At 67.0% G+C, this 17,682-nt stretch carries 10 protein-coding genes and 1 pseudogene; 6 read left to right on the top strand and 5 right to left on the bottom strand.

The features are described 5' to 3' along the window. Positions 1-24 precede the first annotated feature (24 nt). Complete coding sequence (locus tag ACQP2H_RS30545) at positions 25-429, top strand: very short patch repair endonuclease (RefSeq protein WP_433230015.1); 405 nt, start codon at positions 25-27, stop codon at positions 427-429. Between the two features lie 272 nt (positions 430-701). Here the strand turns inward: ACQP2H_RS30545 and ACQP2H_RS30550 are convergent, their stop codons facing one another. The 3 genes from ACQP2H_RS30550 to ACQP2H_RS30560 all read right to left on the bottom strand — a co-directional run bounded on the left by ACQP2H_RS30550 (position 702) and on the right by ACQP2H_RS30560 (position 9,240). Beyond that, complete coding sequence (locus tag ACQP2H_RS30550; protein WP_433230017.1) at positions 702-962, bottom strand: transposase; 261 nt, start codon at positions 960-962, stop codon at positions 702-704. A gap of 875 nt (positions 963-1,837) precedes the next feature. Further along, a complete protein-coding gene (locus ACQP2H_RS30555; RefSeq protein ID WP_433230020.1) occupies positions 1,838-2,260 on the bottom strand; it encodes a hypothetical protein in 423 nt (140 codons plus the stop codon). 119 nt (positions 2,261-2,379) lie between these two features. Continuing rightward, positions 2,380-9,240, bottom strand: coding sequence for a polymorphic toxin-type HINT domain-containing protein (locus ACQP2H_RS30560; protein ID WP_433230023.1), 6,861 nt, complete (start codon positions 9,238-9,240; stop codon positions 2,380-2,382). Between the two features lie 252 nt (positions 9,241-9,492). Here ACQP2H_RS30560 and ACQP2H_RS30565 point away from each other — a divergent pair, with 252 nt between their 5' ends. Beyond that, positions 9,493-12,984, top strand: coding sequence for an FG-GAP-like repeat-containing protein (locus tag ACQP2H_RS30565; protein ID WP_433230025.1), 3,492 nt, complete (start codon positions 9,493-9,495; stop codon positions 12,982-12,984). Between the two features lie 880 nt (positions 12,985-13,864). On the opposite strand, the gene ACQP2H_RS30570 is transcribed toward ACQP2H_RS30565, so the two are convergent. Continuing rightward, the gene (locus ACQP2H_RS30570) at positions 13,865-14,935 is read right to left on the bottom strand and encodes an IS110 family transposase (protein ID WP_433230028.1); all 1,071 of its coding nucleotides are present in this window, start codon (positions 14,933-14,935) and stop codon (positions 13,865-13,867) included. Positions 14,936-15,209: 274 nt separating this feature from the next. Here ACQP2H_RS30570 and ACQP2H_RS30575 point away from each other — a divergent pair. The 4 genes and pseudogenes from ACQP2H_RS30575 to ACQP2H_RS30590 form a co-directional block, all read left to right on the top strand. Continuing rightward, positions 15,210-15,356: pseudogene (locus tag ACQP2H_RS30575) on the top strand (helix-turn-helix transcriptional regulator); the annotation flags it as partial. Positions 15,357-15,538: 182 nt separating this feature from the next. Continuing rightward, positions 15,539-15,736 carry a hypothetical protein gene (locus ACQP2H_RS30580; RefSeq protein ID WP_433233781.1) on the top strand — a complete coding sequence of 66 codons (198 nt, stop codon included), beginning with the start codon at positions 15,539-15,541 and terminating at the stop codon, positions 15,734-15,736. A gap of 9 nt (positions 15,737-15,745) precedes the next feature. Further along, positions 15,746-15,940, top strand: coding sequence for a hypothetical protein (locus ACQP2H_RS30585; RefSeq protein ID WP_433230031.1), 195 nt, complete (start codon positions 15,746-15,748; stop codon positions 15,938-15,940). A gap of 593 nt (positions 15,941-16,533) precedes the next feature. Next, positions 16,534-17,199, top strand: coding sequence for a hypothetical protein (locus tag ACQP2H_RS30590; RefSeq protein ID WP_433230034.1), 666 nt, complete (start codon positions 16,534-16,536; stop codon positions 17,197-17,199). Here ACQP2H_RS30590 and ACQP2H_RS30595 read toward each other — a convergent pair. After that, on the bottom strand, positions 17,186-17,542 hold the full coding sequence (locus ACQP2H_RS30595) for a hypothetical protein (protein ID WP_433230036.1): 357 nt from the start codon (positions 17,540-17,542) through the stop codon (positions 17,186-17,188). The two genes, ACQP2H_RS30590 and ACQP2H_RS30595, sit on opposite strands and share 14 nt — an antisense overlap. Positions 17,543-17,682 lie beyond the last annotated feature (140 nt).

Genomic DNA, 17,682 nt, shown 5'->3' on the forward strand with positions numbered 1-17,682 from the left:
AAGACCCCGGCCGTGCGAGCCGTGATGCGCGCCAACAAGGCCCGCGACACCGGCCCCGAGAAACGCATACGCTCACTTCTCCATAAGGCGGGCCTGCGATACCGGGTCAACACCCGCCCACTAGCCACGCTGCGACGTACCGCCGACGTGGTCTTCCCCAGCGCCCGCGTGGCGGTGTTCGTCGACGGCTGCTACTGGCACGGATGCCCCGAGCACTACCGGCCCGCCCGCGCCAACGAACAGTTCTGGCGAGAGAAGATCGACGGGAACCGCGCACGGGACCGCGAGACCGATCGACTGCTCTCCGACGCCGGTTGGACAGTCGTGCGAATCTGGGAACACGAGAGCCCCGTCGAGGCTGCCAGCCGAGTCAAGGAGGTCGTTCGCGGCTCGGCAACACCACCACCTGAGCGCCGAATCGGCGGGTAGCGCGTACTCGAATTCATGCCACAGCCCTCTCTATCATGTTCATAATGACGCTGCGTCCATCGGCCGGTTCCGGATTCTGGTCCTCGCCTGAGCCTCGATCCACCGACGCGGTTCGTGTTGATCGCTGTTGAATAGATTCGGTTCGATGTGGTTTCGGGGCAGGGTGGATTCGCCGACTACGTGGTCGGCTTGCTCCGGGCAGGGTTGTGCTGGAGTGGAACGGGGTTCGTGGCCTGTGGTCGGGCCGCCTGGTTCCGGTCGGTATGCGGCGCTCAGCCGGGTGCGGTGCGGACGGCGGTGAACAAATTCTCGAACGCGGCCTGCCAGGGCCAGTGCTCGGGTAGGTGCAGGTGGATGGTGCGGGCCCGGTGGGCGAGGCGAGCGGCGACGTTGACGATCCGGGTCCGGATCGTGGTGGTTCGGGCGGTCGTCCAGGTGCCGGCGGCGAGGTGCCCGGCGGCCCGGGTGAGGTTGTGGGTCGGCGCTTGTCCCGCAGTTGTGTACGAGGACCGGTTCGTTGCCGGCGAGCACATAGTACGTGTGGCATGTTCACGGCCAGCACGGAGAGTTACCTGTGGACGCAGGCCGTTGACCTGGACTTTCATCGACCGCAACGGCGTCAACCCTCGGCTGGGGACCTGGTTGACGGCAACGGTGACGGCAACGCGGACAGACACCAGCGCACGCCCGCGCACGCCGAACGGTCCGTCGGGTCCCCGTTGGACGTCCTCGACGGCCATCTCCACGAATAGCCTGCCAGGCCGCGAACGACGACCCATGGGCGGCGCGAGCGTACGAGGGGCCGCCCCTCCGGCCTCAAGGGCGCTACGCGTCGCCCTGCGACCGCCCTCCGGGCGTCCCTTGACCCCGGAGACCACTACGGCCCCGCAAGCGCCGACACCACCGGGCAGGCACCTGACGGCGCCCCGCCCGCCACCGCGCCACCCAACCGCCAGCACGTCGACCCAGAACCCAACACACGCAGAGGACAGGCGACGACAGCCACGGGGCGGACACCGGGGCCATGGAGCACGGCAGGGTCCCAGAGAAGGAGCCCCAGAGAAGGAGCAGGCTGGTTCAAATTTGCTCTACATAATCAAGACGGCCCGGCCGAAGCCGGGCCGCGCGCACGCGCTACAGGCCTACGGCCACGCGCGCACGCCACATCACGCCGAACCGATCAAGTGACAGGATCCGGCGTGCACGGCGACGATCACCAGAGACCATGATTAGTTCACATCGCAAGCGTGTACCCCAAGGGCGTAGTCGAGGTCCACGCCACCCGCCCTCAGGCGAACGCATCGATCGTCATCGACTCAACCTGCCTGATGAAGGCAACCGTGACGGCAACGCTCGCTAACCTCAGCAGTCAGGCACAACACGATCATCACTCATGGTATCAAATCACCTACGCCATCATCGAGTCCTCATCGAAGCCGAGTTCATCTTCGATACATAGCGCCACCGCAGCATGCCAGCGAATCGGGCCTGGCCACGAATCAGTAGTCATCTCTGCCAAATATTTATTCGCCTCATCTGATTCAAGCTCACTCAGAGCAAGTATTGCCTTCTGGCATAACCAATAGGCAGGAGCATCAGATTCAAGGGAACGTTTGACGACTCGGAATATCACACCTGCCGCATCGGTCGCCACTACCTCGCCGAGGATATCAACAAGATCCTCTTGATTAAGGCCAGCATGGTTCGCCTCAAGCAGATCCATTATGACCCGGCCGAGACCGGGAGCATGCAACTTCGCGCCCAAATTCGCAAAACGCTCGACCTTACGCCAGTCGCATGCCGCTGCTGCGACACGAATCCAACGCTCCACAGAGTCGGCGGCTCCCGGGAATCTTCCCTGGACAGCATGGGCAACCTCATCAGTAACAGGACCCCGAACGAGGTGAGAGTCTACCGCCTCAGAAAGCACGGCATCATTCCCTGGAAGCATCACCAATCGCCCATTCTCCTGAAACCAACAATCCTAGAGTTGAACACATCGACAGACTCTGGCCTCAGCCCAAAAGTTTCGAATCCTCGTTCCATCTTTAGATGCACAGATCGAATGTCTTGACCAATATCTCCTGGAAGCTTGCCTGCCGCGATAAGCGCATCGCGAGTGCCCGGCTGCATGTCATATTGAACCAATACGGAATACTTCTCGGCGTTACGACCGCCGCGCCGCGAGAATCGGTCCCGCAGCCCTCCCAGATATGAACGCGACTGGGTAACGAAGTTTTCCGTTCCCCTGACGGTTATCTCGCCGTTGTCTCCAAGTTGCTTGAACTCCTTCTCGCTCATCGCTCGATAAAAGGTCTCATTGCAGTTGTGTACGAGGACCGGCGTTGTGCCGGCGAGCACATAGTACGTGTGGATGCCTTCGACGGTGAGGTTGTGGACCCGACGTTCCGGGGTGAACGCGCGTACCGCCTCGATCTGGACGTACGTCCCCGCCGAGGTGCGCAGCCACTGGCCCGGTTCCAGGTCGGTGGCCGGCACCCACTTCTTGAGGTCGGCGACCCAGAACGGGTGCCCGTCGGTGGCAATCACCGAGCCGGACTCGTCGCCTTTCGCGCCGTCGGTGTCGACGGTGACCTCGACCAGGTTCTTGTGGCCGTCGCCGACGATCAGGCCGACCACCTTGCGGGCCTCGGTCTGCCCGGTCTCGGGGTCGGTGGCGAGCACCTCGTCGCCGAGGGTGATGTCCTCGATCGCCTTGTTCGAGCCGTCGGCCAGCACCACGCGTGTGTCCGGGGTGAAGCTGTTGCCGGTCTTGCAGGATTTCCCGGCCGTCTCGGCGACGTCGTCGCCCTGTCTGGCTGCCGTGGCTGCCGCGTCGTCGGCCTGTTTGGCTACCGCCGCTGCCGCGTCGTCGGCCTGTCTCGTCGCCAGCGCGGCGGCCTCGTCGGCTTGGGCGAGCACCCGCTGTGCCCACTTCATCTCGTCGAACCAGGTCAGGACCGCCTTGCCGGCCCGCATCGCGGCCTCGCCGATCTTCTTGGCCTTGAAGATCTTGCCCCAGGGAAGTGCACCGACCACCGCCATCGCGCAGGCGCCGATGTCGCCCTTCATCACGCAGTCGCGGATGTCATTGATCCCCAGAACCTCCAGCAGGATCTGCCCACCGGCCTCGATAACGATGTCAAGGATCTTCTTTTCCTTGACTGACTTCGCCCTGTTGACCTCGTCTTGGCTCGGGCCGCTCGGCGCCTTGGTGCCGCCCGCCGGGGGCTTGGTCTGCGTCGGGCCGGTACCGGCCACACCACCACCCCTGCCGGTGCAGGGGTCGTCGGCGCAGTACCGCAGGCCCGAGGCGTCCGAGAAGCTGACCGGTGAGTTGTTGGCGTAGGCGTACCCCTGCATCTGCTGGGGGTCGGTGAAGTCGATGATGGGGTCGACCGAGATGAACCGGCCGGTTGCTGGCTCGTATTCCCGGGCTCCGAGGTGGGTCAGTCCGGTGGATGAGTCGATGGTGCCGCCGACGAAGCCCTGCTGTCCCGGCCACACTGAGGGCTGGGTGCCGCGCGCCTGGCCGTACGGGGTGAACTTGCGCCGGGTCGAGGCGAGGGTGCTCGCGTCGATGGTCTCCTGGGCGGTGCCGTGGTGATCGCCGATCAGGAAGTTCACCTTGTTGGACGGGGTCCGGACCGCGCCGACCCCCTGGTAGTACCGGGTGCCGCTGACCGAGGTGGTCGCCTTGGTCAGGGTCAGCTCGGTGCCGCCCAGGTAGAGGGTGACGGTGGTCGGGTCCCGTCGGATCATCCGGTTGCCGTCGGCGTCGTAGAGGAACTCGGTGACCTTGGTGCCCTCGGTCACCTTGGCCAGGTGCCCCTCGTTGTCCCAGTCCAGGGTCTGTGCGGTTCCGCCGATCTTCCGGCTGATCATGTTGCCGGCGTTGTCGTACAGGTACTCGTCGAGACGCTGCCCGCCGGGCAGTCCGGGGGTGGGTGAGCCGACGGTGTTCACCGTCCGCAGGGTGTGCGGCTGCGGCGTGCCCGCCGTCGGGTACCCGTACGTGGCGGTGACGTCGTTGGCCGGGTTGCCCGAGGTGTCGTGCTGGACCTCGGTCTTCCGGTTGCTGGTCCCGTCGTGGAACGTGTACGAGTGCCAGTACGGGTTGGGTCCGCCGATGGTCGCCGCCGAGGGGGTCTTCGCCGCGCAGTCGTCGTTGGCGGTCCACGCCTGCGTCATCCGTCGTAGGTGGTCGTAGCCGAAGCACTGGGTGTCGGTGGTCGTGCCCTGCTCGACGCCCTTGATCTTGGTGACGTTGCCGATGGCGTCGTAGTCGTAGCTGATGTCGTCCAGTCGGGTCGGCGCGATGGCCCGGTCGACGATGGTCTGTGCCAGCCGGCGGGTGCCGTCCTGGTACTTGAAGCTCTGGTAGACCTCCTTGCCGACCGCGCCCATGGTGAGCCGCAACGGCTCGCCGTACTCCGAGTAGGTGGTGGTCTGGAGGTACTTACTCAGGCCGGTAACGCTGACCGGCATGTCCAGGCCGTTGTACCCGTAGCTGACCCGTTCCTCGGGCAGCCCACCGGCGAGCGGGTAGGTGGTGGCCTTCGGCAGGCCGGTGTTGTCGGTGTAGCTCTGCGCGAAGCTGTAACTGCCGGCCAGGGCCCCCTCGCTGGTCGGGATGGTGTACTTCGTCCCGGTCGGCTGGTTACGGACGTTGTAGCCGGTCACCTCGCTGACGTAGGCGTTGCTGCCCACCCACCGGGTCGACGAGGTCGGCAGCCCGATCTTCAAGCTGTCGTACGTCCACTGCGCGGCCAGGGCTCCCGTGGACGTGCCGTGCCGCAGCGCGGTCGGACGACCCAACTCGTCGTAACCGTAGGTGAGCGTCTTCTGCCGGGCATCGGTGGTGGAGACCAACCGGTCGCCGTCGTCGAAGGTACTGGTCGTGGTGCCCTTGTCCGGGTCACCCGCGTTGGTCTGCCGGCCTCGCAGGTCGTAGCCGTACGTCCACTTGTTGCCGGTCGGGTCCTTGACCTCCTTGAGCCGGCCGAACCGGTCGTAGGAGTAGGTGGTCGCCTCGTACGCGCCGGTGGGCGTCTCCGCCTGGTACTGGCGCAGTTCGGCGAGGCGTCCCGACCCGTCGGTGATCTTGGTGGTGGCGGTGCCGCCCTGCGGCGGGTCCACGTCGATCCGGTCACCGCGGTAGGTGGTGACCGTCCGCCACTTCTCGACGCCGAAGCTCTCGAAGATCTCGTTGGTCGGCCGGCCCATGCCGTCGAAGCGGTAGACCATCTGGCTCGGCACCAGGTTGTCGCCGACGCCGTCCAGCAGGGTCGCCGACGGTGCCGAGGAGTTGTAGTACGCGGCCCGTTTCTTCCAGGCCAGTCCCCGTGTGTCGTAGAAGACGTCGGTCAGCACCCGACCGCCGCCGTTGGCCGGTTGCTGGGTCTGCCGCAACCGCAGCATGCCGTCGTAGATCTCGTACCCGGTCCGGTACGAGCCGTCTTCCTTCAGCGTCTCGGTGGTCACCACCACCGGGGCGGACTGGGTCACCTGGTAGGTGAACTGGCTGTTCGGGGTGTCCGGGTAGGTGGCCTTGTCCCGGCCAGGCAGCCAGACCTTGGTGAGCCGGCCCAGCGGGTCGTAGCTCAGGTCGGTCCGCGCGCCGTTCGGGTCCACCTCGGCGACCGGGACCCCCCACGCCGGTTCGAGGTACTGGGTGGTCTTGTGCAGCTTCGGGTTGGTCGTGTCGACCTGGGTGACCAGGGCGTCCGCCGCCGGGAGGAAGGTGGTCTTCGTCTTCTTGCCGTAGACGTCGGTCGACTCGGTGACCCGGCCGTAGTCGTCATAGACCGACCGGCCGGTGACCGCCCAGCGCGGTCCACCCGCCGGCCACTCCATCAACTCCTCGACCTGGGTGACGTTGCCCTCGGTCGGGGCCGCGCCGAGGGTGGTGGAGTCGTCGTAGTACATCCGGGTCTCGGAGACCACGTCGGCCGGGCGGGACGGAGGGAGGGCGCAGGAGACCGCCACCTTCTCCACCCGCTTGACCGTCGTCATCAGCCAGTCGTCGGTGTTTCGGGCGTACTCGTGCCGGGTGCAGCTGTCGTCGTCGGTGCGGGACAGGTCGCCCAGGTCGCTGGTCTGGGTCGGGATGCCGTAGCCGTCGAAGCTGTGCTGCACCTCGGTACGACGCCAACTGCCGTCCGCCACCTTGGTCCGCGACTTCACGCTCGTCGTCTGGGTGACGTACGACTTCAACGCGCTGGTGCCGGGGCGGAGCCGGGTGGCGGTGGCGGCGCTGCGCCACGGGGTGTTCAGGGTGGCCGACTCGATCACCCCGCCGTCGCCGGAGTAGTAGATCGCCTCGCGGATCATGCCCTGGAACTCGGCCACGTCGGGCGTGGTCCCGTCCTCGGAGTCGGTGACCGACGCGGTGCGGGTGCCGGTGGAGGTCCTGTCACCGTCGAGGCCCTGGAAGTAGCGGGTCTCGGTCAGCGACAGGTTGTCCGGCGCCTTGCCCACCCGGGTCCGGACCCTGCCGTATCCGCGCCACTGGCTCCAGGTGCGGTGCGCGGCCTTGGTGAACTCGCCGTCGTCGTAGCCCCAGGCCGGGTTGAAGAACTCGTAGTTCGTCTCCTTCGGCAGCTGACCGCCCTGACGATCCTGTTCCACCACCTGGTTGACCACGTACTTGTGGAACCAGTCCAGCACCGGCTCAGTCTCACCCTCGGGCTGCCAGTAGGTCGGGTAGCAGCGCATGGTGTTGGTCTCGTTCGGCGCCGGCAGCACCACCGGGGTGAACCGGCTGCACTGCCGGGGCAGGTAGCCGATGCCGATGGTCGAGCCGGTCTCGGTGTCGATCCGGACCATCCGCTGCCGGGTGATCGCGGGAACACCTTCCAGGCCGTCGACCCGGTTGGGCATCATCTGGCCGGTGAAGGTCACCGGCGGCATGCTCACGCTGCCTCCGACCTTGCCGGTACGGGTGATCGAGGCGAGCCAGAGCGACGGGGTGGTGCCGTCCGCGGTCGTCGGAAAGGCGTGGTTCAACGTCCACAGGTTGACGTCCCGGTACGCCGTTCCCGAACGGACCTGGGTGGTGATCGAGGTCAGCCGTTTCCGGGTCCAGAACGTCGGTGAGAAGCGGTCGGTGCACTCCTCGTCCTTGACGCAGTTCTGGTCGACCGGGGTGTCCGGCCACCGGTTGGCGTTCGCCTTGGTGAACGTGCTCGGCGCGCAGTCGAAGTTGGCGTCCGGCAGGCAGCGCTCGTCGACTCCGAAGAGCACCCGTGACGGGGCCGGCTTGGCGTACTCCTGGCCGTTGCGCTGGCCGTACTCGATGCGGCTGAGGTAGCCGCCGCGCTCGTACTGCACCCCGGCGGTCTTGATGTTGCGGCCGTAGTAGTTGCTCTCCGGCGTGTAGTAGTACGCCATCGAGTTGCCGTTGGTGTCCACGACGTGGTCGAGGTTCCACCGCCAGCCCTGCTGGCACCAGGCGGCGTCGAAGTTGCTGTTGTCGCAGGGCTCGTTCGGGTTGTTGCCGAAGACCGGCGCCGTCCAGGTCGACTTCGTCTCCGGATTGCCGGTCACGTAGTTGGGCAGCCGGTTGCGGCCGAAGTAGTACTGGGTGCCATCGGTGGTGGTGACCCGCCAGTACTCGCCGTTGTCGTCGCCGTTGCTCGCGCCGGTCAGCGCCTCCACCCGGGAACCGTCGTCCTCGGCCGTCCGCCACCCGCCGGTGACGTCGTCACGGACCAGCTCGGTGGTCCGGCCGTTGAGCGACAGGGTGACATTGTTGGACGCCCAGCAGAGGTCGCCGGTCTTGACCTTGTTGACCGCGTTGCCGCCCATGTCCTCGGCACACGACTTGTACCGGCGCTCGACGAAACCGGGCCAGTAGTCCCAGCCGTCACCCACCCAGGTGGGCTGGTTGTTGGTGGAGACCATCCGCCCGTCGACACTGCTCGACGAGTAGCCCAGGCCGATCGACGGGGTCGGGCCACCGAGCGACGACGGCATCTCCATCGGGTACGACCAGGAGAAGTCACCGGCCGAGCCACCGGCCGACCAGGAGCCGCTGGGGTTCAGGCTGGTGGCGGAGTAGCTGCCACCCGGCCCGGAAGCGCCAGCGGCGGCGGCGAGCAGGGTCGCCGCCGCCGTCCGCCGTCCACTGCCCACGCCGGCCACATCCACCTCGGCCACCAGGGTCGAGGTGGCGACATCGTTACGGGTGCGCAGCACCGTGATCTGGGCACACTCGTCCCGTTCCGGGGTGGTCAGCGCACACGCCGGTAGCTGGACCAGGCGCAGCCGGGAGGCGTAGTCCGCGCCGTACGCGGTCCGGAAAGCCCGGTAGTCGACCTCGACGGAGACCCGACCGGCGGTGCCGTCGCCGCTGCCGATCCCGAACAGCACCCCCCGTACGCCGGCCCGGTCGGTGGTCGCGCGGTCCTCGACCTGCACCCGTACCGTCGCCGGGGCGGCGGCCGTGCCGCGGGCCGCGGTGCCGACAGCCGCCCCGACCTTGATCGGAGCGGACCCGACGGCGACTCGCGCGGTACCGACCAGGTCGACGGTGGTGGTAGAGGCAGCCGGCCAGGTTGGCCGGGCCAGCGGCGTGCCGGCCTGCCTGGCCTCGGGAACCGACGACCGCGCCTCGTGGCTACGGCCGGGAACCGAGCGTTCCTTCTGCAAAGCCGGCAGGTCCACCTCGACCGCTGCGCTGGCCTGCACCGGTGTGAGCGCGCTGGCCACCATGACCAGGCTCAGGACTCCGGCGACCCATCTCAGGTGCTGGTGTGTGGACGACACGCGACGTCGGGACGCGCGCAGCATGAAGTGACCCTTGGCCACGACAGCCTCCCCCGTGAGTGTGACGGCCATCGACGTTAGCCGTGTTGTGACGGCTACCGTAGGTAACTCTGCCCTCACGGACAAGTGAGAATTTCTGACAGCCTGCCTTTTGTGGATACTCGCTGTCATACGTCCCGATTGGACTTCATCGTGCTGTCCATGAACTGCTTGTCGCAGCCATTTCCGCCTGGTTGACTCTCGCCTCGCCGCCCGGAACATCGACGACATCAACCGGGCCTACGGGGAGGTTCCATGTCGCGCCGAAGAATGCTGTCCAGGTTCCTGGCCACCTTCACCACCACCGTCTCGGTGCTGACCGTGGCGGCCGTGGCACCGGCCTCGGCAGCACCCGCACCGAAACCCACCACCACCGGCCGCTCCGCCAAGGCCCCGGCCGGCAACGCGGCCTGGTACGCCACCGAGGCCGAGGCGATGGTCGCCGCCCGGCGCTCCGGCAAGCGCATCGAGGTCGACGCGCTGACCACCGAGACCCGACAGACCTTCGCCAATCCGCATGGCACCTTCACCCTCGAACAGCGGGTCCGGCCGGTCCGGATCAAGCGGAACAACAGGTGGGTGCCGGTCGACCCGACGCTGCGCTTCGGTGCCGACGGACGGGTCACGCCGCGCGCCACCAAGGTCGGGTTGAGCTTCTCCGGCGGCGGGGACAACGCCCTGGCCCGGGTCGTCCGGGACGGCAAGGAACTGGAGTTCAGCTGGGACGGCCCGCTGCCCCGGCCCACCCTGGACGGGGACACCGCCACCTACCCGAACGTGCTGCCCAACGTCGACCTGGTGGTCAAGGCGGACGTGGAGGGCTTCTCCGAGGTCCTCGTGGTCCGCACGCCCGAGGCGGCGGCGAACCCCGCCCTGGCGACCGCCGACTTCGCCCTACGCGCCAAAGGACTGAACGTCACCACCGACGCGGCCGGCAACATCAAAGCCCTCGACGCCGACGGCCGGATGGTGTTCACCGCGCCGACCCCCCGAATGTGGGACAGCGGCGGCACGGCGGAGCCCGGACTGTCGGCCGGTGCGCGGGCGTTCCAGAGCAACCAGGGCGCCCGGCAGGCCGCGATGAAGCCGACCATCCGCAACGGGACGCTCTCGATCACCCCCGACCAGGCCATGCTCCGGGCTGCCAGCACCCGCTACCCGGTCTACCTGGACCCGAGCCTGGTCAGTGGCAGCCGGTTGGCCTGGACGTCGGTCTGGAAGTCCTTCCCCAACTCGAAGTACTGGAACTCCAGTGACATCGCCCGGGTCGGCTACTCGCAGACCGACAACGTGACCAACCGCTCCTTCTTCCGGATGGACACCAGCCGGGTCAAGGGCAAGAACATCATCCGGGCCACCTTCCAGGCGTACGAGACCCACTCGTGGTCCTGCAACGCACGCTCGGTGGAGCTGTGGCGCACCGGCGCCATCAGCTCGGCGACCACCTGGAACAGCCAACCAAGCTGGATCGCCAAACTCGACACCGTCAACGTAGCCCGCGGCTACAGCTCCTCCTGCCCGGACGGCGGAGTCGACTTCGACGCCACCGCCGGCGTGCGGACGTCGGCGGCGGCCAAGGCCGGCGACCTCACACTGGGCCTACGGGCCACCAGCGAGACCGACACCTGGGCCTGGAAGAAGTTCCGCAACAACCCGACACTGAGCATCGAGTACAACTCGACGCCGTCCGTGCCGAACGCCCTCAGCACCAGCCCCGGCACCCCCTGCACCGGCGGCAAACTCGGCAACACCGACGTCTACCTGCGCGCCACGCCGAGCGACGCCGACGGCGGCAACGTCGTCGGCGAGTTCAGCCTCTGGCCGACCGGCGGCGCCACCACCGTGCGCAACGTGACGGTCTCCAGCGGCGTACAGGCGAGCGCCCTGCTCCTCAAGAGCAGCCTGACCGACGGCGCGACCTACAACTGGAAGGTCCGCACCAAGGACAGCGACGGCGCAGCGTCCGGCTACAGCGCCACCTGCTCGTTCACCGTCGACAAGACGCTGCCGACCGCCGACGTGGACATCACGTCGACGCAGTACCCGGCTCAGGACCCGGCGGGCACCGTCGTCAGCACGGTGCCCGCCGGCATCCCCGGCCAGTTCACCCTCAACGCCAAGGGCAACACGGACGTCATCGGCTTCTACGTAGGGCTCGACACCGACACCCCGAGCCGGTACGTCGCCGCGAACATGCCGGGCGGCACCGCGACCGTCACCATGACCCCGACCCACAACGGGCCCGGTTTCGTCGCCGTCAAGACCTGGGACGGAGTGAACCCCTCCGCGTCGGTCGACACCGACCACGCCTTCTTCGCCACCGCCCCGGTGGGCCCGCAGGCCGGCCGCAACGACCTCAACACCGACGGCCACGGTGACCTGATCGGCCGCACCGCCAGCGGCGACCTCTGCCTCTACCTGGGCGACGGCACGGGTGGTTTCATCGATGGCAACAGCTGCTCGGTGAAGATCGACAGCAACCGCAGCGGTTGGCTGCACGTGGTCCGCCCCGGCGACTGGGACGGCGACGGGTGGACCGACCTGGTGGCCGTCGAGACCGACGGTGACCTGGTCTACTTCACCGGCAACGGCGCGGGCGGGTTCCTGCCCGACGCCAACGACGTGATCATCGACTGGGACGCCAACGACAACCCGATCCGGACCACCGGCTGGAACCAGTACAACCTGGTCGTCGCCCCCGGAGACTGGGACGGCGACGGATATCCCGACCTGATCGCCCGCAAGTCCACCGGGGAGATCGTCCTGCACCGGGGCAACGGCTTCGGTGGTTGGGCCGACGACGCCGCGCCGGTACGCCTCGGCTGGGGAATCTGGCAGGGCTTCGACACCATCGTCGCCCCCGGCGACGTCGACGGTGACGGTAAGGCGGACCTGTTCGCCCGCAAGCCCAACGGCGAACTGACCCTGTTCCGGGGCAACGGCAAGGCGGGATTCCGCAGCCCGGGTGGGGTCAAGTACGGCGTATGGCAGACCGGGGTGAACGTACGGGGGGCGAGCACCACCTGCGACGCGTCCCCCTCGGTTGCCAACTGCCCCACCGTCGTCGACACGCTCAACCCCGGCGACCTCGTCCTACCGATCTGCCAGAAGCGCGGCGAGTCCGTCGGCGCCAACCCGTACTGGGTATACGGGACCACGCCGCGCGGCAAAACCGGGTGGCTCAACGGCTACCACCTCGACTACTCCGAGAACCAACTGCCCGACGTACCGAACTGCGCGCGACCGGCGCAGACCACCTACACCGTCTGGACCGACGGAGTGATCGTCACCGCCACCAACGCCACCTGCGAGGGGGCACCCAGCACCACCAACTGCACCACCGTGATCGACACGCTGTTCACCGGGTCCATGTTCACACCGATCTGCCAACGCACCGGGCAGACCATCAGCGGCAACCCGTACTGGGTCTACGGGATCAGCTCCAACGGACAGACCGGCTGGATGCCGGCCTGGTGGATGGACTACCCGGACAACCGACTGCCGAACCTCGCGCTCTGCGCCAACTACAACGGATCGATAGTGGGGACCGGCTGGAGCACCTACAGCGCCGGCCTGTTCGCTGCGGGCGACTTCAACGACGACGGCCACAACGACCTCATGGGCGTGAAAGCCACCGGGGACCTACACGTCTACCACGGCACCGGCAACGGCGCGAACCTCTTCACCAACGGCAACGGCGGCACCAAGATCGGCACCGGCTGGAACACCTTCAACAAGGTGTTCTGAACGACCGGCAACGCGCGATGGGAACCCGCTCGCAGAGCGGGCCCCATCGCGCCTTTCCGAGCACCGCCAAGGCCCTTGCGGTGAGGTGCCAGTACACCGTCACCACGACTGGTCGGTCACCGGCGGCTTCGTCACGGACTGGCATCGGCACCACCGGCCACCTCGGGGCCACAGGCCCCTCACTGACTGCATACGGGGCAGTGATCCGGTTGTGTGAGGCCGCGTACCGTGAGCGGCGGTGTGGGTGGTGATCGTGGGTGCTCGGTGGGTGCTCGTACGTCGGGGAACTGACCCGGACGTAGCGCTACGGACACGGACCCGACAGGAATCGCGACGTCCGCCAGTCCATCGATATGTAGGGATGCTTCCCGTGTGTAGGGCGTGGACCTGGGGGGACGCGACTGGACGTGGATGGATTAGAGGGGTTGCGGTCGGACGAGTTTGGGGTAGAGTGGTCTTTGTGGAATTCCGTTCTCCCGGCTTCGGTCTACGGATCAGAAGGTTAGGGGTTCGAGTCCCTTCGGGCGCACAAGATCATTGGGGGCCTGACCTGCCAAAACGGCGGTCAGGCCCCCTTGCGTTTCTGTCCCTTGTGGTCGGTTGGGTGCTCGGTGGGTGCTCGTGCGACGAGCATCCCTCACGTCCGGCCGTGTCCGGTGCTGGGTTGCCGTTTCTGGCTGGGTTTTGATCATGGCGGGGTCTACCGTTGTTGGTGCCCACGTTTCTGGTACGCGAATCTGTTCCGAGTTCGTCGTTGAGCCTGCTGGGTCCTTGTGTCTGCAGGCTGGGGCGTGTGCGGTGGTGCGGCTCGGGCGGGATGGCCTCCTGATACTGCGAGCGTCTACTGTCAGCGTGCCGTAAGGGGATGCTCCTATGGATGTCAAGGTGTGAGCGGTGGAGGTTGGGTGGGGTTGGTGAGGACCTCGTAGACCTCGCGGGCGATGTATCGCTTGAGGCAACGGATGATCTCTTTCTTGGATAGGCCTTCTTTGGTGCGGCGTTCGGTGTAGTCGCGGGTGCGTTGGTCCCAGCGCAGGCGGCAGATGACGATGCGGTGCAGGGCGGCGTTGGCTTGGCGGTCGCCGCCGCGGTTGAGTCGGTGGCGGTTGGTCTTGCCGCTGCTGGCGGGCAGGGGTGCGGCGCCGCAGAGCATGGCGAACGCGGCTTCGGAGTGGAGTCGGTCGGGGTTGTCGCCGGCGGTGACGAGGAGTTGTCCGGCGACGTCGGGGCCGATGCCGTTGAGTGTGCTCAGGTGCGGGTTGATCTGTTCGACGAGTGGGGTGATCAATGCGTCGAGCTGTTCGATTTCCTCGGTGAGGTGTCGGTGTCGGCGGGCGAGTGACCGCAGCGCGATCATGGCTGCGGTGGCGGGTTGGCTGGCCCGGTCGGTGCTGGGTCGGCTGGCAGCGCAGCGCGTGATCAGGTCTTTCATGGGCTGGTCGCGTAGGTCGGTGCGTAGTGGTTCGGGTGCGGTGATGATCAGGGTGTGTATCTGGCGTTGCGTGTCGGCGCGTTGCCGGATGGCGCTTCGGCGGGCTACCCGCAGGTTCCGTAAGGCTTCGACCTGTCCGTTCGCGGCCTTGGGGGTACTGGTACTGCGCGCGGCGAGACCGGCGCGGGCGGCGGCTTCGGCGTCGACCGGGTCGGACTTGCCCTGCCAGCGGCGGGTCTTACGGTCGGGCCGGTCGGCCTCGACCACGGTGACACCGCAGGTGTGTAGGAATCGGGTCAAGCCGGCTCCGTAGGCTCCGGTGCCCTCGACAGCGACCAGGGTCACCTGACCATGTCCGGTCAGCCAGTCCCATAGTGCCGCGTGACCGGGCGGGGTCGCGGGAAACTCGGCGGTGCCGAGAAGCCGTCCAGCGGTGTCGAGCACCGCAGCGGTGTGGGTGTCCTTGTGGGTGTCGACTCCGCCGGTGACCTGCACCTGGGCTTGTGTAATGGTGGACATGGCCGTCCCTTGCTCACTCGACTGACAGGGCGGCACGCACCAGCCGGGCGGGCGGACAGAACAGTGATGGGGCCTCTGGCCAGGCTCCTATCAGGTCACGGCCACGTCAGGTGAGTGCACGAGCAGTCCTCCCGGCCGCGGCCGACAGATCCCGTTCAAGACCCCAAGTCAGTTAGAAGGCGGGTCAGACCGGACCGGGAGGACTCTCTCGTACATCCTCACTGTCAGTAGCGAATGGTGATCAGCCCCTCCGGTGACGTGGGGGGACGTCCTCATGGATCCGCAGGGACTCAGTGACGTGAAGCGGGCGCTCGGGCGGCGGCTCGGGGCTTGGCGTAGGAAGCGTGGACTGACTCAGGACGATGTCGCGCGGCTGGTGCACAGCACCCGGAGCACGGTGGCCAACGTCGAGAGTGGCCGGCAGGTGGTGGACCGGGTCTTCTGGGCGCAGTGCGAGTCGCTCCTGCGGGCCGGTGGTGACTGCTCACCGGTTACGACGACTACCGGTCCCTCGATGCCCGGCATCAGGAGGAGAAGGCGCAAGCTGCTCGGCATGCCCGCTGGGGGGCGTTGGCGTCGCTTGACCCGACTGCAGGGCCTGTGGTGGCGAGTCGTCGGGACGAGGTGGTCGAGCCTGTCGCGGAGGTGCAGGCGCGGGTCCGCGACCAGCATGCCAACGTGCTCGACAAGTCGTTCCTCGGCGCCATGGAGGCGTTCGTTGCTGAGGTGGTCGATTCGTACGAGCTGCGGGGGCCGCAGGTCCTCGCGCCGGTTGTGGTCCGGGAGCGGCGGCGTGTTTAGCCGATGGTGATGGGTCGTGCGCGTCTGAGGCAGCAGCTGCGTCTGCTGGCCGTTGCGGGTCGTCTTTCCGGTCTGCTGAGTTACATGTCGGTCAACCTGGGACGCTTTGACTCGGCTCGCGCGTACGCGCTGGAGTGCTTCCAGTTGGCGGAACAGGCCGACGATCGTGATCTTCAGGCGTGGGTGCCAGTGGCCAGGGAATGATCCGGGTGGGCGGACATTTGTCTCCGGGCTGGCGGACAGTAGAACTCCGGGTTGACGATCACGAGATCGGTGGATGAAGCCCCGATATGTAGGCGGTCTCCGCGTCGTTGCACTGATTGTCGAAGATCGGCTGCTGCAACGCCGGGAGACCTGTGACCAAGTCTGGCAGGGAAATCGTGGAGATTCTGGAAGCGTTCGATCTGACTTGCTGTGCGCATTCGGCGGCGCAGCTCGCGGGAGTCGATGAGAAGACGGTGGTGAGGTATGTGGGGATCCGTGACGAGGGTGGTGACCCCGTTCTCGCGTTCGCGTCGACCACGGGTGACAGACCCGTTCGTGGACAAGATCGAGGAACTGGTGGAGAAGTCCCAGGCGCGGATCCGCGCTGATGTGGTGCATCAGCGCCTGACCGCGTTGGGTTCACCGGGGGTGAGCGTTCGACGAGGCGGGCGGTCGCGCAGGCGAAGGCAGGGTGGAAGGCGGGCCGGCGGCGCTCGTATCGGCCGTGGTCGCCTGAGCCGGGGGATGTGGATCCAGTTCGACTGGGGCTCCGGGCCGGTCATCGCCGGACGCGGGACGAGTTTGTTCTGCGCGTGGTTGTCGTGGTCACGGTTTGGGTCGTGCTACCGGTCTGGGACCAGACGCTACCGACGTTGGTGGCGTGTCTGGACGCGACGCTGCGGCGGATCGGCGGCGCGCCAACGTATGTGCTGACCGACAACGCGAAGACGGTGACGGTCGAGCATGTCGCCGACGTTGCGATCCGTCATCCGGAGATCGTGGCCGCTGGGCGGCACTACGGCTGCAAGGTCGAGACGTGCGAACCGTTCGACCCGGAATCGAAAGGCGGCGTCGAAGCGACAGTGAAGATCGCGAAAGCGGATCTGGTGCCGACGTCGGCGAACCTCGCCCCGGCGTACGAGTCTCTCGCGGAGCTGGCGGACGCCTGCTTCGACTGGTGCGAACGTGTCAACAACCGGGTGTACCGGGAGACCAGGGCCATCCCGGCGGCCCGTCTCGTGCAGGAACGCCAACACCTGCATGTCCTTCCCCCGCAGCCGCACGCGGTGGCGTTGGGTGAACAACGCCTGGTCAACGACGACCAGACGGTGTCGTTCGGGTCGGTGCGTTACTCGACCCCGCCAGGACACGTCGCCACGAAGGTGTGGTGCCGGGTGGCCGACGACGATTGTGGTCGTCGGACAGACCGGAGCCGGCCTAGCCGAGATCGCCCATCATCGGCTGTCAACACCGGGTAACCCGTCGATCGTCGACACCCACTACCCGCACCACCCCGGCGGGAACCTGCCACGACCACCACGGCCCAGGCCGCGCACCAGCGACGAGGTCGCATTCCTGGATCTGGGTGAAGGCGCCCACCGGTGGCTCATCGAAGCCGGCGCCGCCGGCGCGGTCCGGGTCCGGGCGAAGATGCGCAAAGCCGTCGAACTGGCCACGGCACTCGACCGGCAGCAGGTCGACCACGCTCTCGGCCTCGCGGCGATCGCCGGCCGGTTCGACGACGCCGACCTCGTGTCCATCCTGGACCACCTCGCCACCGCCGGCCCGCCAACAGACGTCGTGATCGTCGACCGCGACCATCGACGTAAATCGATCAATTTGGCTGGGTGGGACGCACGACAGCTACACGCGAATCATCTTGGCACCCACCAATCAACTGTGTCTCAGATCACATTTTGGCAACTTCGACCGACACCTGCCTGGCGTCCTCCTTCTGCTGA

It is taken from the genome of Micromonospora sp. CA-248260, from assembly GCF_050942205.1.
GTDB lineage: Bacteria > Actinomycetota > Actinomycetes > Mycobacteriales > Micromonosporaceae > Micromonospora > Micromonospora antibiotica.